This is a genomic window from Lentzea sp. NPDC006480, from assembly GCF_040611995.1.
Taxonomy (GTDB): domain Bacteria; phylum Actinomycetota; class Actinomycetes; order Mycobacteriales; family Pseudonocardiaceae; genus Lentzea.
Map to the genome: position 1 here is coordinate 56497 of NZ_JBEXPJ010000025.1, position 19237 is coordinate 75733.

Sequence of the window (19237 nt, forward strand, 5' to 3'; positions counted from 1 at the left end):
AGGGCGTGAACGCATTGTTCCCATCTGAGACCGGGCGTGGCGCCAGAAGGCTCTGGGTATCGTGCGGCCTGTGAGCGAGTTCCTGGAGCTGTCCGCGGCCGGTCCGGTCGCCACGTTGACGATCAACCGCCCGGCCAAGCGCAACGCGATGAGCTACGACATGTGGTCGGCCCTGCCTGGCCTCATGGAACGCGTTTCCGCTGATGAGAGCATCCGCGTGCTGGTCATCCGGGGCGGTGGGCACTTCTCGGCCGGTGCCGACATCGCCGAGTTCTCGACGCTGCGCAGGGGTGCCGCCGGTGCCGCTCACTACGGCGAGGCTGTTCACAACGGCGAACGCGCCATTGCCCAGCTCGACAAGCCGACGATTGCCGCGATTTCCGGTTTCTGCGTCGGCGGTGGGTGCGAGATCGCCCTCGCCTGCGACATTCGGGTGGCATCTTTCGATGCACGATTCGGCATCACGCCCGCGAAACTCGGCATCGTTTACAACTTCACGTCCACCAAGGCGCTCGTCGACGCGGTGGGCCCGGCGTGGGCGAAGCAGATCCTGTTCTCGGCGGATTTGATCGACTCGGCGACGGCGTTGCGCATCGGGTTGGTCAACGAGGTCGTCGACTCCTTGGACGCCCGCGTGAAGGAACTCTCCGAACAGATCGCGGGCCGCGCGCAGGTCTCCGTCCGCGGCGCCAAGAAGATCATCAACTCGATCACGGACGGCGGGCACGAGGACGACTTCGTGCGGGAGCTGTACGCGGAGGCCGCCTCCAGCGCCGACTACGAGGAAGGTGTCAGCGCGTTCCTGGAGAAGCGGCCCCCGCGGTTCTAGCTAGTGGAACGTGACGGTCAGCTTGTTGCAGTCGCGGCAGCTGAACATGACGCGGTTGCCGGGCTCCTGGTCGTGCTTGGACCAGCTGTAGGCCTTCGGGCAGTTGCGCGCGATCGCGTTGCTGTAGGGAGTCTTCGCGTCGCGGTTCGGGTTGACGCAGAGCATCGGTTTGCCGGTGCCCGGATGTCTGCGCAGGTTCGCGTCCGGGCAGTCGGGCAGCAACGCGCCGGGGCATCCGGCGGTGCCGCAGAACTGTCCGTTGGGCGGTGGGCCGTTGGTCGGGTTGATGGTCACGGGCACGTTGACGGCGTTGACGTAGCTGACGTTGTACCAGGGCGCGGGCGCGTCGGCGGGGTCGAAGTTCAACTCCGCCAGGCTGACCGGTTGCTCGCCGGTGGTGCAGTGGGCGGGCCTGGCGCCGCAGTCGCCGACCAGGCAGTGGAAGGTCGAGCCGGGCTCGCCGGTGCAGTACTGGCGGGCGAAGAACTTGCCGCGCCAGTGGTTGCGCGGACCGAGCGGGATGCGCACCGTGGCGGACTCGCCGGCCTTGAGCATCGGCAGCCCGTCGAGGCTCTGCGAGCCGTCGGCGTTCACCGCGCTGCCCACCCAGACCGGGCCGCCGGTCGAGTTGACCAGGGTGACCGAGTACGGCGGGGCAGCGGAGGCGGGCGACGCCAGCAGTGAGGCGGCGAGCGCCAGCAACAGGACAATCCATTGTGGACGTAAGAGTGTTCGCACGGTTTCGACGCTAGGGACGCGGCGGCCCGTGCGGAACTTCGGTGCTACCCCAGCATGTGCGCCAGCGCCCGCTGGAACACCTCGCGCTCGCCGGCGTCGAGCGACGCGAGCATGCCCGCGTCGACCTTCTGGATCGCGGCCAGGAGCACCATGGCCGCGCTCTGCCCCTCGGCGGTGGAGCGCAACAGCACCTGTCGCCGGTTGGTCTCGCTGCGTTCGCGGTCGCAGTAGCCGAGCGCCACGAGCTGGTCGGCGAGGCGGCTCGCGGCCTGCTTCGTGATCTCCAGCCTCCTGGCCAGGTCGCCGACCGTGCCCTCCTGGCGGGCCAGCTCGATCACGAACCACAGCGCGGTCGGCGGCACCGGGCGGTAGTCCTGTGCTTCCAGGGCCTGGTGCATCGCCTCGCGGTACCGGCGCAGGACGACCGCCAGGCGTTCCGGTGTGGTCCGCGCTCCTCGATCGCCCGTGACGACCTCCGCTTGCGACGAACTGGGGAACGGCCTGGACTGCATGCGCTGACAATACCTCCAGTTGCGGACAGTCTCATAGTGCGACTGTCCTGAGTATTGACAGTATCGGCGAGTCGCTCGTACGGTCCGTGCGTGCTCAGCTACAGATTCGCATTGTGTGTGAGCGCTCTCGCGTTCGTGTTCGGTTCGGCTGTGCCGGTCAACGCGTCAGCGGTCACCGCCCTGCGCGCCGAGTTACTCAAGCCGGCCAAGGCCGGCTGTCAGAAGCTCGTCGCGGCAGGGCGCAAGCTTCCGCCGCGTTGCCGTCCGTGCCCGAAGAAGCTGATGGGGACAGCGAAGAAGGGCAAGACGGTCCAGAAGAAGAGGAGGGTGAGACCGCCGGCCCGGTGTGTTCCGGTGCCGGATCTCGTCGTCCTGCCCACGGCCGCCGACGGTCCTGGAGTCCGCAGGCGCCGGGTGCTGACTTGGGGGAACTCGGCATGCTGCTCCGCACCAACGCCCAGCAGACCCGCTGTCCGGCCGCGCTGGCGATCCGGCAGACGATCGGCGGCACCGACTTCCCGGAAGCCGCTCGTCTCGCCCATGCCGCGCTGGACGCGCCTGGGTGCCGCGATGACCCGGTCTGCCTCTGGAGAGCCCTGATCGTCCTGGTCGCCGCGGGTGACCTGGTCACGGCGGACGCCAATGCCGACCGCCTGCTCGACCACACCATGCACGTCCAGATCCGGTCCCAGATCGCCCGGCTCTCCGGTGATCTCGCCACCGCGCGCGATCTGCTGGCGAGCGGGTTGCCGGCGGTGAAGTCGTTGCAGCTGCTGTCCGTGGTGCTGCTCGTCGAGGTGCTGGTCGACGCCGGCGACGTGGACGAGGCCGAGAAGACTTTGCTGGCCAACAAGTCCGACCAGGCGCGGTGGCAGTCGTCCGCGCTGCGCCCGGCATTTCTGGCCGCACGCGCGGCGGTGCATCGCGCCCAGGGTCGTCCGCTGGCCGCGTACGTGGACCATCTGATGTGCGGTCACCACCTGCTCGCGATGGGCGTCACGAGCCCGGCGATCGCGCCGTGGCGTGGCAGAGCGGCGCTCGCCGCTCATGCCGCCCAACGTGAGGAACTGGCCCAGCGGCTCGCGGCCGAGGAACTGGCCGCGGCCCGGCGGTGGGGTGAGCCGCGCACGGTCGGCACCGCCCTGTCCACGCTCGGCTGTGTCAGCGGAGGCGACGGCACGGCGTTGTTGTCCGACGCGGCCGACCTCTTGGCCGTGGCCGGTGCGCGGCACGAGCTGGCCGCGATCCGGCTGGAGCTCGGTCATCGGCTGGCGGCCCGCGGTGACGACGGCGCGGCGCGCGGCGAGTACGTCTCCGCGGCGCGCACCGGCGATGAACGGCACCAACAGCAAGCGTCCGAGGCGCTCGCCCGCCTCCCGTCCGTGACCGTGCGGGCGTTGACCCGGCAGGAGGACCTGGTCGCGAGCCTCGCCGAGGCCGGGCTGAGCAACCGCGCCATCGCCCAACGCCTGTTCCTGACCATCAGCACCGTCGAGGTTCATCTGTCCAATGTGTACCGAAAGCTCGGTGTCAACGGCCGCAAGGACCTCTCCGGAGCACTGCGATGAACGCACCCTGCGCGCGGTCGGGCTGACCCGTCGCGGCACGGACCGCGCCACCGCCATCGCTCTCGCCCGCGAGGTGCTGCGGTCCGGCGCCCCGGACGACGACGTCCAGTACTGCCTGCACGTGCTGACGTACGCGGGCAGACCGGCCGGGAAACCGGACTTCACGCCACCCAGGCAGGCCCGCGAACTGGTCGACCAGGGACGCTGCGACGAGGCGCTGGAGGTGCTGCTCGGCTGTGCCGAGTCGGGGGAGTCGCTGTTCGCCAGGGGACGGCTCAACCAGGCGGCGGGCCGGCACGACCGCGCGTACGCGGACTTCCTCGCCGCGGGCCGCGCGGCGGAGGCGGTGGGCATGACGAATCCCGCCATCTTGCCGTGGTGTTCCGCGGCGGCGATCAGCGCGCACGAGGTGGGCAGGCCGGTGGTGGCGCGGTCGCTCGCGGAGGCCGAACTGGTCGCCGCACGCCGCTGGGGTGACGCGCGCACGGTCGGCCGGGCCCTGCACGCCGTCGCCCTGACCGGCGACGCGGATCGCGCCGTCACGCGGTTCACCACGGCGGTCCGGCTGCTCTCGGACGCGGGGGCGCTCGCCGAACTGCTGCCCGCCCGGCACCACCTGGCGCAAGCGCTTGCCACGCAGGGAAGACACGAGGAGGCCGTCGCGGTCTGCGCCTCCTCGCTCGCCATCGCCGCCGGAAATCCACTGTGGACTCGGCAGGTGGAGGAACTGCGCGCCCGGCTGGACCGTCTCGGCAGGCTCACCCCGCAGGAGTCCCGCACGGCGACGCTGGCGTGCGGCATGAGCAACCGGGAGGTCGCGGCCGAGCTGGGCGTGACCACCAGGACCGTGGAGCTGCACCTCACCCAGGTCTATCGGAAGCTGCACGTCAAAGGGCGGCGCGAGCTGAACCGGGTGATCCTCCGGTTCGGCGTCACGCCGCCCTGAAGTGCGTTTAGCCGCGGACGAACTTCCACTTGAGGTTGATGACACCCCGGTCGGGGTCGGCCAGCTTGCGGAACGCGGGCAGGCTCAGGTCGATGTGGTCACGGCCGCAGCCCATGCACTTGTCCTTGACCCTCGCCTTCACCTTCTTGCCGTTGAACGTCGCCACGACGAACACGTTGCGGCACAACGGGTCGTTGTTGGGGTTCGGCGCCGTCCAGTAGACGGGCGAGACGGCGACCAGCACCTCGCCGCTCGCGTCGATCGGGTCGCCGCACGCGCCGGTGCCCCGGTCGTCGTAGAAGGTCGCCTTGCCGTCGACCACCTGCCCGAACGGGATGGCGGCGCTGGCGTCCACCGCCGCCAGCAGGGTGAGGGCGGAGGCCGCACCGACGACGGTCAGGAACTTTCGGGTGAATGTCATGTGTCCCAAGCTATGCACGCGAACACCCCCTGCCCATCTCGGTGCGACCCCAGGATCAGCAGCCGGGATTTCCCTGACGTGGCAACGTGAACAGTGTGATCGAGTGCGGCGGCACGCCGGCGTTGAACGAGTCCACGCCGACGCTTCGGCACGACTGCGCCATCGTCACCGCGTTCGGGTTCTCCTTGGTGTTGGCCGAGGAGAAGCGTTCCGGAGCCACCGTGCGGACCTGCGCGCGTCCGTTGCCGGTGAAGCCGCGCAACAAGATTCGCGTGTCCACCGCGTCACCCGCCACCGGCGATCGGTTCACGACCATGACGTGCACGGTGCCGTCCGGTGCCCGTGTCGCGGTCACGGCCAGCTTGCCGTAGTTCTGGCGGCACCGGTCCTGCGGAGTGCCCGGCCCGTCGCACATCTCGGTCTCGTCCGGGTTCCGTTGCGGGTTGCCGGTCAGCGTCTGCCGCACCCGCACGCCACCCGCGTCGAACATCGGCCGCACCGCCTCACGAGCCCACGCCTCGGCCGAATACACCCGGCCCGGCCCAGCAACGTGTACATGCCGTCCGAGCTCAGGTCGTTGCCCTCGACCCACGGCACGCCCAGCTCCAGATAGTCCATCCACTGCGTCGCCATGTACAGCGCATGGGTCATCGAGTAGGTGTACTCCGGATACACCCCGCCGCCGTCAGGCCCCCACAGCGCGCCGAACTCGGACACCGCCACGTACGGATTTCCCGCGCCGTTGCGCCGGACCGCTTCCTGCAGCTCCGCGAACTTCCGGCGTTCGTTCGCCGCTCCGAGCACATGCCAGTCATGACTCTCCACTTTGGAATCCCAGTCGGCGGCTCCACTGCCGGAGAAGTGCGTGTACGGGTGAGCGGTCAGGCAGTCGAAGACAACGCCCGCCGTCACGAACGCCGTCTTGCCCCACGACGAACACACCTTCAGCGACGGGTCGACTTCCCGCATCGCCTCCCGGAACTGCACGTATCCCTTGTGGACGGAGGTGTAGGAGGCGACGATCTGCGCGCCACGAGGAGGGATCATGCCGTGCCGGCCGTCGCCGAACGTCACCGAGCCGCGGAACTCGTCGAGCAGGAACTGCTTGGCCTGCGGACCGCCCAGCACGTCCACGCGTTGCCACACCTCATCTCCAACGCGCAGTTCGAGATCCTGCACGGACGGGTAGTTGAGGTCGAACACCTGCCCGGCCGTGCCGTCGCTGGGCGTGTCCGCCGTGCTGCCGCCGCACTTCCCGTCCGGCGTGGCCAGCTTGCCGAGCCGCTCATCGGTGATGCGCCGCGTGCCGCCGCGGATGTACTGCTCCAGCGCCTCGTCCTCGTTCTGCGACATCCAGTACCGCTGGTTCGGGTGGAAGTTCTCGTTGCCGAGCTCCCACCGCGTGACGTGGTACGGCTGCGGGTGATCGGCCGGGCGGCGCTCGGCCCAGTCCACGCCGCCGTTGGGGTTCACGCCGTCCCCGGCCGGAGTGTTGAGGTACTCGACCAGGTCGGCTGCGTCCGCCGCGGTCCCGATCGCCATCGGCACCATGATCTGCGCCTGTGCCCCGAGCGCTGCCGTGAACCGCATGTGCTCGTCGAGCCCGTACGACGGCAGCCGTCCGTCCAGCACGTCGTCGGCCGGGTTGTTCACGGCGCCGAGCTCGATCCTGCCGTCCCGCTGACACCGCCGGTCGGCGCCGATCGTGCCCTTCCACTGGGTCGTGTTGGCGACCGTCCCGCCGGGCCAGCGCAACACCTTCACGCCCATCGACCGGGACTTCTCCAGGGCGTCGGGCACCGGCCGGTCGGCCACTGGATCCCACGTGCCGTAGCCGTCGAACGTGTAGCGGTGGTTGACCCCGAGGAACGCACCGGGCACCGGACCCTCGTCGTCCCCGGTCAACACGGTGATCTCCGCGGGTGCGGCCGAGCTGCTCGGCGCCGCGATGACCATGGCCGCGAGCGCGACCACGAACGCGTTGTGCAGTCTCATCTCAGCCTCCCTGCACATGTGCGGCGGCCCAGCAGTTCTGCGCGCAGTTCGCCAGCTCCCGCAACGGCCCCGCCAACTGGCCCGCTCGTGGAGCGTTCGGCTTGTTGTTGTGCTGCAACGGATCAGCCTTGAGGTCGTAGTACTCCTTCTCGCCGTTCGCGTACTCCACGTACAGGTCGTTGCGAGTGCGGACGGCTTTGTACGACGGCGTGGCGGCGGCGAGGTCCTCGAAGTCCGGATCGTCCGCGCTGGCCTGGGGTTTGCGGTGCTCGACGAGTGCGGCGTCACGCCAGCCCGGCTGGTTCTGGTTGCGGATCAGCGGAAGCAGGCTGCGCCCGTCGCGATCGCCGGGGTTCGCGCCCGCCATGTCCAGGAACGTGGCGAAGAGGTCGACGTTCTGCGTGATCTCGTCGCGCACGAAGTCGCCGTTGCCCGCCCTGCCCGGCCGCTTGACCAGCAACGGCACGTTGACGTCGTGGTCGTAGGCGGTGCCCTTGCCGCGGATCAGCCGGTGCTGCCCGAGGTGGAACCCGTTGTCCGAGGTGAAGACGATGAACGTGTCGTCGCGCTCGGCCGGCGTCAGCTTGGCGAGCACCCGCCCGACCAGGTCGTCGACCGACTGCACCATGCGGATCCGGTTGCGGAAGTCCTGGCGCAGCTCGTCGGTGATGCCGGGCCCGAGCGGTTCGCGCCGCACCCAGGCCGGCTTGTCCGCGGTGTCCTCGTCGAACGACGGCAGCTCCCGCGCCACGTCGATGCTCGGGCAGCTCGGGCCACCGCAGTCACCCTGCGGGAACTCGCCGCCTGGCCGGTCGCGGTGGGCCGCCGGGAACCGGGGTTCACCCTCGCCGGGCTGGAACGGAACTCGGGCGTGCGGCGAGAACGGCGCCACCTGCAGGAAGAACGGCCGGTTCGGGGCTTCCCGGCGGGACCGTTCGATGAAGTCCTCTGCCGTGCGCGCCAGCCGGTCGGTCAGGTAGACGTCCTGGCCCGGCTCCAGCCGTTTGACGCCGGTCTCGCGGACGTAGTCGGTGATGCTGTAGTTGAACTCGTTGTAGCCGCCGCCACCGGCGACGTGCCACTCGTCCCAGCCCTGCGGCACCTTGAAGTTCTCGCCGACCGGATACTCGTTGACGTACTTGCCGAGGTATCCGGTGTGGTAGTTCTGCCGGTGCAGCGCCGCGGCGTACGTGCGCCCCTCGTGGCGTTCGAAGGCCTCGTAGCCGCCGTTGCCGGTGCCCACGTTGGTGAGCACGCCCGTGTTGTGCGGGAACTCACCGGTGAACATCGAGGCCCGCGACGGGCAGCACAGCGAGTTCGAGACGAAGTAGTTGGTGAACCTGGTGCCGTTGCCGGCCAGCGACCTGGTGTTGTCCATGTACTTCAGCAGGTCTGCCGACATGTCGTCGACCAGGAAGAAGATGATGTTGGGGTGGGCTGCCTGTGCCTGCAGCGGGGTGGCCGTGGTGACGAGGCCCGACAGGAGCATGAGGACGAGCGCGAACCTTCTCATGCTCCCTGGACGCTAGTGACGGCGCAGGCAGCCCGGTACTTCGGTGCGACCCCTAGAAAGCCTCTGCGGCGATCGTGGTGTCCGGGCCGTGGCCCGTGTGCACGACGGTGTCGCCGGGCAGCTCGAACAGCTTCTCCCTGATGGACCTCTCGATGGTCGGCCGGTCCGAGAACGACCGCCCGGTCGCGCCGGGGCCGCCCTGGAACAGCGTGTCCCCGGTGAACACCGCACCCAGCGACGGCACGTAGAAGCACACGGCACCAGGCGAATGCCCAGGCGTGTGCAGCACGTGGATCTCCTCGCCCGCGACCGTGAGCACCTGGCCGTCCTGGAGCGCCACGTGCGGGATCACGCCGGTGTGGGTCAGCGACCAGACGACGTGGTCGTCCTGGTGCAGAGCCATGGGAGCACCCGTGGCATGCGCCAGATCCGGGGCCACGCGGACGTGGTCGTCGTGCGCGTGGGTCAGCAAGATCGCTACGACCTTTCGGCCGTCGACGACCTTCAGAATCGCGTCCACGTCGTGCGGGGCATCGATCACCACGCACTCGGAGGAGTTGCCGATGACCCAGACGTTGTTGTCCACGTCGAAGGTCTCGCCGTCCAGCGAGAACGTGCCGGACGTGACGGTGTGGTCAACGCGGAGAACCATCAGAAGACCACGACCGATCGCAGCACGTCGCCGTGGTGCATCTTCTCGAAGGCGCCTTCCACGCCGTCCAGCGCGATCTCCTCGCTGACGAACGCGTCCAGGTCGAAGCGGCCCTGCTGGTACAGGTCGACGAGCATCGGGAAGTCGCGGGTGGGCAGGCAGTCGCCGTACCACGAGGACTTGAGCGAGCCGCCGCGCGAGAAGAAGTCGATCAGCGGCATTTCGAGCTTCATGTCCGGGGTCGGAACACCCACCAGGACAACGGTTCCGGCCAGGTCGCGAGCGTAGAAGGCCTGCTTCCAGGTTTCCGGGCGGCCCACGGCGTCGATCACCACGTCGGCGCCGAACGAGTCGGTCAGGTCCTGGATCGCCGTGACCACGTCGTCGACCTCGCGGGCGTTGACGGTGTGGGTGGCACCGAAACCCTTGGCCCACTCCAGCTTCCGCGCGTCGGTGTCGACGGCGATGATCTTCGCGGCACCGGCGAGGCGGGCGCCCGCGATGGCGCCGTCACCGACACCGCCGCAACCGATCACCGCCACCGAGTCGCCACGCGACACCCCGCCGGTGTTCATGGCGGCACCGACGCCGGCCATCACGCCGCAGCCCAGCAGGCCGACGGCGGCCGCGCGGGCCGAGGGGTCGACCTTCGTGCACTGTCCTGAGTGGACCAGGGTCTTCTCGACGAACGCGCCGATGCCCAGTGCGGGCGAGAGCTTGGTGCCGTCCGTCAAGGTCATGGGCTGCGAGGCGTTGAACGTCGAGAAGCAGTACCAGGGCTTGCCGCGACGACACGCACGGCAGCTGCCGCACACCGCGCGCCAGTTCAGCACCACGAAGTCACCGGGCGCCAGGTCGGTCACGCCCTCGCCGACGGACTCCACGACACCCGCGGCCTCGTGGCCCAGCAGGAACGGGAAGTCGTCGTTGATGCCGCCCTCGCGGTAGTGCAGGTCGGTGTGGCAGACGCCGCACGCCTGGACCTTCACCACGGCCTCGCCCGGGCCGGGATCGGGAACGAGCACAGTGGTCAGTTCGACCGGCTGGCCTTTTCCTCTGGCGACAACACCCTTGACCTCTTGCGCCACGCTGCGACTCCGTTCACTTGATCAGGGTCGTGCCCTCGAACTCGCCGAGTTCCTCCCGGTAGAACTCAATCCCTACACCGTTGGGGTCGCGGATGTACAGGCTGTCCTCGACGCCGCGGTCGGGGCCCAGGTACTCGATCCCGCCGTCGTCCAGCTTGGCCTTGATCTCGTCGAACCGCGCGGGGGAGATCGACAGCGCCAGGTGCTGAACGGCACCGATCGTTTCCATGAACGCCGGGTGGTCGTGGCCGGGGAAGTCGAAGAACCCCAGCAGGTTCTTGTTGCCCAGGTCGAAGAAGAAGTGGCTGGAGCCGCGGTAGTCGCGGTTCTCGACGAGCTCCACCAAGGGGAAGCCGAGGAACTCCTGGTAGAACTTGATGGTCTCCTCGACGTCCTTGCAGATCAACGCGATGTGGTGGACGCCGCGAGTGGGCGAGCCACCCCGCGAGTCGAGCGGCTTGACGTACTTTTCGTGCAGCTCGTCGCGCTTGGCCCTGATCGCGTCGAGCTCGGCACCCTCTGGCTGTGGCATGTGAGGGAGAATAGTTGAGCTTTCAAGCGGTCGCAGGGGTAGAAGGTCCTCAGCCCGCGACGCCCTCGAACTCCACCACGCGGTCTTCCTGGAGCAGCGTGGCCTGCAGATAGGCCACCGAGGTCTCGCGGTCCAGGCGGGTGTCGCACTCGAACCGGGCCAGCGAAAGATCACCCGGTTGCCGCGCGTAGGCCTTCAGGGTCGTGATGTCGTGCAGGCCGAAACCGTCGTCGATGCCCCAGTGCGCCAGGTTCGCCGCGCTCATCAGCTCCTCGGCGTCGTCCAGCGAGGGTGCCGTGAAGAACAACCTGCCGTGCACGTAGACGCCCCGTGCGCCGCTGGGGGAGATGAGCGTGACCGGCGTGCCCGTGCGGCAGGCCAGGAAGTGGAACGCGATCCCGCCGCCGAGCGACCCGACCACGGTGGCCGCGGGCAGGCCGCTCCAGGTGACCGGGCGTTTCGCGAACGCCTCTGCCTGGCCCAGCAGGAACTCGCGGTAGGTCTGCGGGTTGAGGTCCTGCAGGTAGTTCCACATCCGGAAGACGTGGTGGTAGCCGAGCTTCCCGGCGAGCTCCAGCGCCGCCCGGAACGCGAGCCGGCCCGCGTAGGTGTGCTCGTCGCACGGAGGAATCCGCCCGGCGCAGAACAGGTACTCGCCGTCGTGGGCGTAGGTGATCGCCTTGTGCTCACCGGACTCGACGCCGCGCGAGCTCGTCCAGATCTCGACGAACCCGCTGCGGTCGTCGGGCGCCAGATGCACGGTCAGTTCCGGATGCCCGTCCCGCAACACCGGGTTGAACGACGTGCCGGCGAACCGCACGACGCCCAGCCGGGAGCGGGCCGGATCGTCCGCGACGCCGGACAGCGGCTCGAACCTCGAGGACAGCGCACGAGCCCGCAACTGACGAGTCATCACCGGCCCTTTCGCAGGAGACCGTCAGATTAAGTCGCGAAACGATTGGTGTGTACCTTTGCGTCTCAACAGGGGCGTTTTCCGGGACCGGTTCCAGTGGCGATCAATCCTCTTCGTCGCCCGGCCATTTGCCCGTCAGCTTCTGAAATCCCTTGGCGCCACCGCGGTCGATCGCTGCTTTCACCAGGCCGAAGATGGCTCCCTGCAACGCCGCGGCCAGCAGGACCTCGCGCCACGTGCGGTTCCGCATCGTCGCGCTGGGCGCTTCTTCGTCATGCCCCACGACTTTCCACACTTGACCAAAGATCGCGGTTGCGAGGAACCCTCCCAACGCGCCGAGCAGCATTCCCAGTGGGCGGTACAGGAACTTCATCCATTCCTCCTGGAAAGTTTCCAGATGACGAGGACCAGCGTGATGAGCACCGCCGCGATCGCGGCGGGATGCCGGCGCGCCTTCTCCACCTGCAGAGCCACCGGCTCCGGCAGCGAGTCGATCGCCTCGTTGGTGGCGGCGGTCATCCTGACCTTGGTCTCGTGCGCCTGCTCCTTCACCCGGCCGGGCACGTCGGCCTTGTGCGCCAACGCTTCCACGGTCTCACCGAGCTCGCGGCGGGTGCGTTCGACGTCGCGCTGCAGCTCTTCCCTGGGATCGCTCATCGGTGCGCGTGCTCCTTGATCGTCGCGATGTCCTGCTGGACGTTCTCCACCACCCGCAACGGGGGTGCGGCACGCCGGACCTGGCTGCGTCCCAGGAGCGCCGCGATGCCCGCGACGACCAAAAGGGCGGCCGCGACGATCAGTGCGGCCGCCCACGGCGGTACTACGAGGCTCAGGGCGAGGATGATGCCCGCGACGACGCTGAGCCCGCCCCACCACGCGAACACGCCGGCCGCGCCGAACATCCCGGCGCCGACACCGGCGTGCTTGCCCTTGTCCTTGAGCTCGGCGACTGCGAGACGAATCTCGTCACGCGCGAGCCTGCTCACCTGCTCGGAGAGCCGGTTGACCAGCTCTGCGGTCGACGTGTCGGTGTTCATGCACGTCAGGTACCCGCATGCCGGTTTTGTCAATCAGCCCTGCTGGGCTTCCTTCACCTTCGCGTGAACCTCTTCCATGTCCACGTCGCGCGCCTGCTGGATCAGGCTGTCCAGCGCGTTGCCCGGCAGCGCACCCGGCTGCGAGAACAGCACGACACCCTCGCGCACGATCATCAGCGTCGGGATGCTGCGGATGCCGAACGTGGCCGCCAGCTCCTGCTGCGCCTCGGTGTCGACCTTGCCGAACACCAGGTCCTCGTTCTTCTCCGACGCGGCCTCGAACGTGGGGCCGAACGCCTTGCACGGGCCGCACCACTCGGCCCAGAAGTCGACCAGAACGATGCCGGACCCGCCGACCACATCGTCGAAGTTCTCGGTGGTCAGCTCGACCGTCGCCATGGGGGTCCTCCTCGTTGGTTCCTGGGGGCAGTTCGTTCAACGAACGACCTGGGGCCGGAATTCCCCGGCGTGCCCCCGGTCACCCCGCTATGTCAGCGGGCAGGTCCGTCCGGTATTTCACGTTGAGCTTGCGATACACGCGGGTCAGGTGCTGTTCGACCGTGCTCGCGGTGATGAACAACCGGTCCGCGATCTCCCGGTTGGTGTGGCCCTGGGCGGCGAGCTTCGCGACCTTGAGCTCGGCCTCGGACAGCTCGTGGTGCGGGCTCGTCTTCTGCGCGAGGTGCGCGGCTCTCCGTGCTGTCATGCGCGCTCTGCGGTGCTCGCCCACCGCTTGCCAGGCGCGGCTCAGGTCTTCGAGCGTTCTGGCCAGCTCGTACTGGTCCTGCAGCTCTTCCGCGGCTTGCTGGAGGAGTCCTGGCCTGAGTCGCTTCTCCTCTGTCGCGGCGCTGAGCCTCAGCTCGTGCCCACCGCGCGGGTCCCGGAGGAGCGCCTTCGCCCGCGCTTTGTTGCCTTGCTTGAGCCACGCCTCTGCTGCGCCGGCACGCCACTGCACGATGTCGGTCATCTGCCAGTGGGCGAGCGTCTCACCGATGACCAGGAAGTCGCTCAGTGCGGCGTGGTTCCGGTTGTTGGCGAGGTGGTGGTGTCCGCGTGCGAACGAGTAGTGGATGCCTGCCCGTGTCTCGTGCATGGCCGGTGTCGGTACCTCGGCCAGCCGTGCGGCCTCGTGGTGATCGCCCGCCCTGGTGGCGGCGAGGAGAGCGGTGCCCAGCGGATAACCGATGGCGGTGGCCCATGCTTGCCTTGACATCGTTGTCAGGGCATCGGCGGCTTGGGCACTCGCGTTGGTGAGATCACCCTTGCGGAGGCTGACCTCGGCCTGCACCGCCAGCAGCATCGCTCGGACGGTGGTGGACCGCTGCCTGGCTTCGAGGAGCCGTTCGCACCACTCGGCGGCCGCGTCCAGGGCGTCCGCGTAGACGAGTGCGGCCAGCGCGGTGACCGGATAGTCGGAGACGCTGCTGGCTCTGGTGCCTTGGAGCAACTCCTCGGCAACGGTGACGTCCCGGGAGCCGCGGAGGACCGACTCAAGAGCGACAACGGCTCGCGCCCACGGCTCGGCGCCCGCCAACGCCCCGTCGCCCGCGGACGCCCCATCGCCCGCCGACGCCCCGGCACTGTCGGACCTGCTCACTAGAATCGAATTTGGGGGTACCCGGCCGGACTCGTGTGTGTGGTGGGTGGTCATAGCGCGCGCGTGGCCCGGCAGGTGGCAGTAGAGCCAAGAGAGCGGCGAGCCAGCCACCGGCATGCGACCGAGCACGGCGGAAACGTCTGCGGTGCGCCCGTGCCAGAGCAGTTGGCGTGCCAGCGAGAGTTGCTGCGGCGCGTCCAGCAAACCCGCGCGGGAGGCGGCCATCAGCGCCGGGAGGTGGCGGGCCGCGGTGACCGGGCAATCGTGCCACTCCACCGAGGCCAGCCGTGAACGGGCCGATGCACGCGCCGTGTCGTCGGTGGCCGTCCGAGTGGCCAGTTCCAGGTAGCGGGCGGCGAGCGCGGCCGCGCCGTCCTGCAGCGACAACTCCGCGGCCTGCGTCAGAACCGGAGCCGCCCAGGCCGCCAGCGGGCGGTCGGCGGCGAGCAGATGCGGTGCGACAGCGGAAGCCGGGGTGCCGCGCTCGAAAAGCAGGCGGGCGGCTCGCAGATGCAGGTCGCCGCGTTCGTGCCGGGAGAGCGAGTCGAGCAGGTGGCCGGCGGCCGACGGGTGGCGGAAGGCGCCGTCCCGAACCAGACCAGAGGCCTCCATCGCGGCCAGCACCCGCGGGACGGCGTCCAGGCCGGACAACTCGCCGATCAGGTCGGAGCTGCCCAGCACCGCCAGCGCCAACGCTGCCGCGAGCACCGATGGGTGGCTGCGGTGCACGCAGGCCAGCAGGTCCTCGCGCAACGACGCGGAGTCGAGCACCGCGTGGACCAGTAACGGGTTGCCGCCGGTCAGCTCGTGCACCTCGGCCGCGCGGGCGCCTGCCAGCAGGGCGGTTTCGGGCAAGTCGAAAGTGCCCACGCGCAGACGGTGGCTGTGGCGTTCGCGAGAGAGGGACGTGTGCATGGGCGCCGGGCCGTCAGCTTCGGTCAACAGCAGCAGTACGCGGGTGCCGGAGATACGGCGGGCGGCGTAGAAGAGGCAGTCCAACGAGAGAGGGTCGGCGTGCTGGATGTCGTCGACGGTGATGAGCAGCGGAGAACCGCCGGAGATCAGCTGGGTCGACAGGTGGTGGAGTTCGACCGGATCCAACGCGACGGCACCGGGCGAGACGGGCAGGAGCTGGGACAGCACGCCCAGCGGCAAGGCCTGTTCGGACGGGGTGCAGGTGGCCGTCAGGTGGCGCATCCCCGCGCCTGACGCTATTTCCGAAAAAGTGTGAACGAGCTCCGTTTTGCCGGTGCCGACGGGGCCGGTGAGCAAAACGACCTGTCCATTTCCGGAAAGGGTGTGGCCCATCAGCGTGCCGAGGACTTCTAGTTGGGTGGTACGTCCGATCAACTTCACGCACTTGCCACGTCACTCGCCGCCTGACCAGGTCACCCGAAAAGGTGTGATTCACTCCAACGGCCTAGTGAAATAATTGCGTGCGGAGGTCGTCGACGAGTTCCCGCAGGCCGGACGGGGTGGTCGCGGTTCCGAAGACGTAGTGGTCGGGGCGGATCAGTGCCGCGACCGCGCCGGAGGCCGTCAGGAATGGGACATACACGTTCTCGGTGTCGACGATCGCGCCGGATCGAGGGGGCGAACCGGCCGGGAGCACCTGCGTGATCCTGGTGTCGAGGTCGCTGAGGAAGGCGCGCCGACCGGCTCCGAGCGAGCCGCGCACGTCGCACCGGGTCAGCAGGACGAAGCCGCCGCCGAGCACCTCGTCGAGCGGTCCCTGCACGTCCGGCGACTGCACGGTGGCGGACGGCAGCAGCGAGCCGTCGACGGGGAAGCTGTCGAGCACGCAGTCGTGCGCTCGGTGACGAAGTACCAGGTCAAGCTGCCAGGCGAGGGTGGCGACGTCGAGCAGGCCCGGTCTGACGGGCAGCAGGATCCGGCCAGAGCGCCAGCCGTCGAGACGGCCGTGGAAGGCGTGCCGGCCGTCGCAGCTCACGGTCCACGACGACGTCAGCGGCTCGTCGCCGACCAGGGACGAGGCGTGGTCGCCGTGATCGACCAGCAGCGACGCGGGAGAGCCGCGCAGGATCCGCAGGTTCGGCAGCCGCGACGCCCGGCGCCGGAGAGCGGATTCCAGACCGGACTGGTGGAACATCGTGAACGGACCGCGGTGGAATCGCAGCACCGGCCCGTGGAATTCCAGTTCGGTGCCCGGAACGCCGATTCCGGCCAAAGCCCGCCCGACACCGCAGTTCGACAGGACGCGGACCGTTCCGGAGTCCAGTCCGATGACCCGCGGAAACGCATCGGAATCAGCGGAAGGATCAGCCAGGGTCACGAGCCAGCCCCGTTGGGCCAGCAGCACGGAGAGCGCCAGTGCGGCCGGTCCGCTGCCGATGACCAGGACGTCCGTGTCCGGACAGGAATGAGCGGACGGTATCGGCATCGCCATCGCCGGCCTCCCCTTTTCGTGCAGGTCCACACCTTTGAAGAATTGAGCATGCGGAGACCTATTCGCGGAAACAACCCGTGTCGAGACGACGCCCGGCACGCCACCGCGTAGGGGGTCGCCAGGGGTAGCGGTAGGGGTGTGCTTCAACTTTTTGTGGACGTCTTCAACGGAGCGTTGTACGGTCCCCGCCATGATGCCGCGCCTGCTCGTGATCTCGTTGCTCGTCGCAACGCTTGCTGCCTGCGGAGGCACGTCTGACTCCACCCAGACGAGCACCCCGCCGTCGTCCGACCTGTCGAGCGTCAAGAAGGACGACGCGCTCGCCGCGCTGGTGCCCGCCGAGATCGCGTCGAGCGGGAAGCTCAAGGTCGGGTCGAACATCCAGAACCCGCCGAACAACTTCTACGACCAGGACGGCAAGACGCCGATGGGGTCGGAGGTCGACCTGGTCAAGGCGATCGCGGCCAAGCTCGGGTTGCAGGCCGAGCACAGCGACATGGCGTTCAGCTCGCTGATCACCAGCCTCGAGACCAAGCGCGTCGACGTCACGATGGCGGCGATGAACGACACCGCCGAGCGCCAGCAGAAGATCGACTTCGTCGACTACTTCACCTCCGGCATCACGATCATGGTGCAGAAGGGGAACCCGCAGGGCGTCAAGGGGCCGGACGACCTGTGCGGCAAGGGCATCGCGGTGAACCTCGGCAGCTCGCAGGAGCAGTTCGGCAAGGAACAGAGCGAGAAGTGCAAAGCGCAGGGCAAGCCCGAGGTGCAGCTCAGCGTCACCGACAGCGACACCGGCAACCAGAACCAGCTGCGCACCGGCCGCGTCGCCGCGATCCTCAACGACCTGCCGACCGCCGTCTACGTCGCGAAGACCGCGGGTGACGGCAGCTACTTCGAGGTCGTCCCGCTCGCCCCGATCAACGGTGGCCCGTACGGCATCGGCGTCAACAAGCAGAACGCCAAGCTGTCCGAGGCGATCAAGGGTGCGCTGCAGGCGCTGATCGACGACGGCACGTACGCCAAGATCCTCACCACCTGGGACATCAAGCAGGGCGCGATCACCAAGGCCGCGATCAATGGCAAGTGACAACCTGGAGGTCGTGCCGCTGCGTCACCCCGGGCGGTGGGTCAGCGGCGCGATCATCCTCCTGATCATCGCCGGCCTCGGCTGGGCGATGGCAGAGGCGCAGATCCAGTGGGAGGACGTGCCGGGGTTCTTCACGCACCCGGTGATGCTCGAAGGCCTGCTCAACACCATCGTGCTCGCCATCGCGGCCCAGGGCGGCGCGATCGTCCTCGGCGTCGTCGTCGCGTTGATGCGGCTCTCGGCGAACCCCGTCGCGCGGTGGTTCGGCGTCGGCTACATCTGGCTGTTCCGCGGGCTGCCGGTGCTGCTGCAGATCCTGATCTGGTTCAACCTCGCGCTGGTGTTCAAGAACATCAGCATCCCGATGCTCTTCAGCGTCCCGACGAACGTGGTGATGACCGCGTTCGTCGCGGCACTGCTCGGCCTGGGGCTCAACGAGAGCGCCTACATGGCCGAGATCGTCCGCGCCGGCCTGAGCAGCGTCGACGAGGGGCAGACCGAGGCGGCCAAGTCGATCGGCATGACCCCGCTGACGACGCTGCGCAGGGTTGTTCTGCCCCAGGCGATGCGCGTGATCATCCCGCCGACCGGCAACAACTTCATCAACATGATCAAGGGCACCTCCATGGCATCGGTGATCGCCTTCCTGGAGCTCATCCATGCCGCGAACAACATCTCCTCGCGCAACCTGGAGATCATGGAGACCCTGTTCGCCGCCGCGGCCTGGTACCTCGTGATGGTGTCCATCGCGTCGGTCGGGCAGCACTACCTGGAGCGTGCGTATGGCCCTCGTTGAGGCGATCGGGGTCCGCAAGTCGTTCGGCCACACCGAGGTGCTCAAGGGCATCGACATGGAGGTCGAGCGCGGCGAGGTCGTCTGCCTGCTCGGGCCGTCCGGCGCGGGCAAGTCGACGTTCCTGCGCTGCGTGAACCACCTGGAGACCATCGACGCCGGCCGGATCTGGGTCGACGGCGTCCCGGTCGGCTTCCGCGCGGCGGGTGGCAAGCTGTACGAGCTGAAGGAACGCGAAGCCGCGAGGCAACGCCGCGACGTCGGCATGGTCTTCCAGCGCTTCAACCTGTTCCCGCACCGCACAGCCTTGGAGAACGTCATGGAAGGCCCGGTCCAGGTCCTCGGCCGCGATCGGGCCACCGTGCAGGCCGAGGCGCTGACGTTGCTGGAACGCGTCGGGCTGCTGGAGAAGGCCAGGTCGTATCCCGCGCAACTGTCCGGCGGCCAGCAGCAACGTGTTGCGATCGCGCGTGCTCTGGCGATGAAGCCCAAGCTGATGCTGTTCGACGAGCCCACGTCCGCGTTGGACCCGGAGCAAGGTCCTGGTCAAGGTCAAGACGAACCAGGGCGACATCCCGCTGCTGCTCGACCGCACCAAGGCGC

Annotated in this window: 22 protein-coding genes; 6 read left to right on the forward strand and 16 right to left on the reverse strand. The window is 68.6% G+C overall.

The window, feature by feature from the left end; genetic code table 11:
* Window positions 1-70: 70 nt before the first annotated feature.
* Window positions 71-829 (forward strand): enoyl-CoA hydratase-related protein, encoded by a 759-nt coding sequence (locus ABZX92_RS13170; protein ID WP_355557659.1) that lies wholly within the window; start codon window positions 71-73, stop codon window positions 827-829.
* Here the strand turns inward: ABZX92_RS13170 and ABZX92_RS13175 are convergent, their stop codons facing one another.
* Window positions 830-1567 carry a thaumatin family protein gene (locus tag ABZX92_RS13175; protein WP_355557662.1) on the reverse strand — a complete coding sequence of 246 codons (738 nt, stop codon included), beginning with the start codon at window positions 1565-1567 and terminating at the stop codon, window positions 830-832.
* Between the two features lie 44 nt (window positions 1568-1611).
* Window positions 1612-2079, reverse strand: a complete 468-nt coding sequence (locus ABZX92_RS13180) for a MarR family transcriptional regulator (protein ID WP_355557665.1) — start codon at window positions 2077-2079, stop codon at window positions 1612-1614.
* 437 nt (window positions 2080-2516) lie between these two features.
* Here ABZX92_RS13180 and ABZX92_RS13185 point away from each other — a divergent pair, with 437 nt between their 5' ends.
* Entirely contained in the window at window positions 2517-3647 is a 1131-nt protein-coding gene (locus ABZX92_RS13185) for a LuxR C-terminal-related transcriptional regulator (RefSeq protein WP_355557668.1), read from the forward strand.
* The gene (locus ABZX92_RS13190; RefSeq protein ID WP_355557670.1) at window positions 3607-4593 is read left to right on the forward strand and encodes a LuxR C-terminal-related transcriptional regulator; all 987 of its coding nucleotides are present in this window, start codon (window positions 3607-3609) and stop codon (window positions 4591-4593) included. Before ABZX92_RS13185 ends, ABZX92_RS13190 begins: the two co-directional genes overlap by 41 nt.
* 7 nt (window positions 4594-4600) lie before the next feature.
* On the opposite strand, the gene ABZX92_RS13195 is transcribed toward ABZX92_RS13190, so the two are convergent.
* From ABZX92_RS13195 to ABZX92_RS13260, 14 genes are all read right to left on the reverse strand, one after another.
* Entirely contained in the window at window positions 4601-5014 is a 414-nt protein-coding gene (locus tag ABZX92_RS13195) for a cysteine/serine endopeptidase inhibitor (RefSeq protein ID WP_355557673.1), read from the reverse strand.
* A gap of 55 nt (window positions 5015-5069) precedes the next feature.
* Window positions 5070-5504, reverse strand: a complete 435-nt coding sequence (locus ABZX92_RS13200) for a hypothetical protein (RefSeq protein ID WP_355557675.1) — start codon at window positions 5502-5504, stop codon at window positions 5070-5072.
* Entirely contained in the window at window positions 5465-7009 is a 1545-nt protein-coding gene (locus ABZX92_RS13205) for a hypothetical protein (RefSeq protein ID WP_355557678.1), read from the reverse strand. Before ABZX92_RS13205 ends, ABZX92_RS13200 begins: the two co-directional genes overlap by 40 nt.
* A 1-nt stretch (window position 7010) precedes the next feature.
* Window positions 7011-8522 carry a sulfatase gene (locus tag ABZX92_RS13210; protein WP_355557680.1) on the reverse strand — a complete coding sequence of 504 codons (1512 nt, stop codon included), beginning with the start codon at window positions 8520-8522 and terminating at the stop codon, window positions 7011-7013.
* 52 nt (window positions 8523-8574) lie between these two features.
* Complete coding sequence (locus ABZX92_RS13215) at window positions 8575-9174, reverse strand: MBL fold metallo-hydrolase (RefSeq protein WP_355557682.1); 600 nt, start codon at window positions 9172-9174, stop codon at window positions 8575-8577.
* A complete protein-coding gene (locus ABZX92_RS13220; RefSeq protein WP_355557685.1) occupies window positions 9174-10262 on the reverse strand; it encodes an S-(hydroxymethyl)mycothiol dehydrogenase in 1089 nt (362 codons plus the stop codon). Before ABZX92_RS13220 ends, ABZX92_RS13215 begins: the two co-directional genes overlap by 1 nt.
* A 13-nt stretch (window positions 10263-10275) precedes the next feature.
* Window positions 10276-10794, reverse strand: a complete 519-nt coding sequence (locus tag ABZX92_RS13225; RefSeq protein WP_355557688.1) for a VOC family protein — start codon at window positions 10792-10794, stop codon at window positions 10276-10278.
* Between the two features lie 49 nt (window positions 10795-10843).
* Complete coding sequence (locus tag ABZX92_RS13230; RefSeq protein ID WP_355557691.1) at window positions 10844-11707, reverse strand: hypothetical protein; 864 nt, start codon at window positions 11705-11707, stop codon at window positions 10844-10846.
* A 103-nt stretch (window positions 11708-11810) separates the two neighbouring features.
* Complete coding sequence (locus tag ABZX92_RS13235) at window positions 11811-12080, reverse strand: DUF4235 domain-containing protein (RefSeq protein ID WP_045317243.1); 270 nt, start codon at window positions 12078-12080, stop codon at window positions 11811-11813.
* Window positions 12077-12364 (reverse strand): DUF3618 domain-containing protein, encoded by a 288-nt coding sequence (locus tag ABZX92_RS13240; protein WP_355557694.1) that lies wholly within the window; start codon window positions 12362-12364, stop codon window positions 12077-12079. The genes ABZX92_RS13235 and ABZX92_RS13240 overlap by 4 nt, the downstream gene beginning before the upstream one ends.
* Window positions 12361-12744, reverse strand: a complete 384-nt coding sequence (locus ABZX92_RS13245) for a phage holin family protein (RefSeq protein WP_355557697.1) — start codon at window positions 12742-12744, stop codon at window positions 12361-12363. The genes ABZX92_RS13240 and ABZX92_RS13245 overlap by 4 nt, the downstream gene beginning before the upstream one ends.
* A gap of 33 nt (window positions 12745-12777) precedes the next feature.
* Window positions 12778-13143 (reverse strand): thioredoxin, encoded by a 366-nt coding sequence (gene trxA, locus ABZX92_RS13250; protein ID WP_045317241.1) that lies wholly within the window; start codon window positions 13141-13143, stop codon window positions 12778-12780.
* Between the two features lie 79 nt (window positions 13144-13222).
* On the reverse strand, window positions 13223-15697 hold the full coding sequence (locus tag ABZX92_RS13255; RefSeq protein WP_355557700.1) for a LuxR C-terminal-related transcriptional regulator: 2475 nt from the start codon (window positions 15695-15697) through the stop codon (window positions 13223-13225).
* Between the two features lie 64 nt (window positions 15698-15761).
* The gene (locus ABZX92_RS13260; RefSeq protein WP_355557703.1) at window positions 15762-16748 is read right to left on the reverse strand and encodes an FAD-dependent monooxygenase; all 987 of its coding nucleotides are present in this window, start codon (window positions 16746-16748) and stop codon (window positions 15762-15764) included.
* A 193-nt stretch (window positions 16749-16941) separates the two neighbouring features.
* Between ABZX92_RS13260 and ABZX92_RS13265 the strand changes: the two genes are divergently transcribed.
* The 3 genes from ABZX92_RS13265 to ABZX92_RS13275 all read left to right on the forward strand — a co-directional run.
* Entirely contained in the window at window positions 16942-17841 is a 900-nt protein-coding gene (locus ABZX92_RS13265) for an ABC transporter substrate-binding protein (protein ID WP_355557718.1), read from the forward strand.
* The gene (locus tag ABZX92_RS13270; protein ID WP_355557706.1) at window positions 17831-18637 is read left to right on the forward strand and encodes an amino acid ABC transporter permease; all 807 of its coding nucleotides are present in this window, start codon (window positions 17831-17833) and stop codon (window positions 18635-18637) included. Before ABZX92_RS13265 ends, ABZX92_RS13270 begins: the two co-directional genes overlap by 11 nt.
* Window positions 18618-19237 (forward strand): amino acid ABC transporter ATP-binding protein (locus ABZX92_RS13275; protein WP_355557708.1); only part of this gene is annotated, 620 nt, incomplete at its 3' end. The genes ABZX92_RS13270 and ABZX92_RS13275, both read left to right, overlap by 20 nt.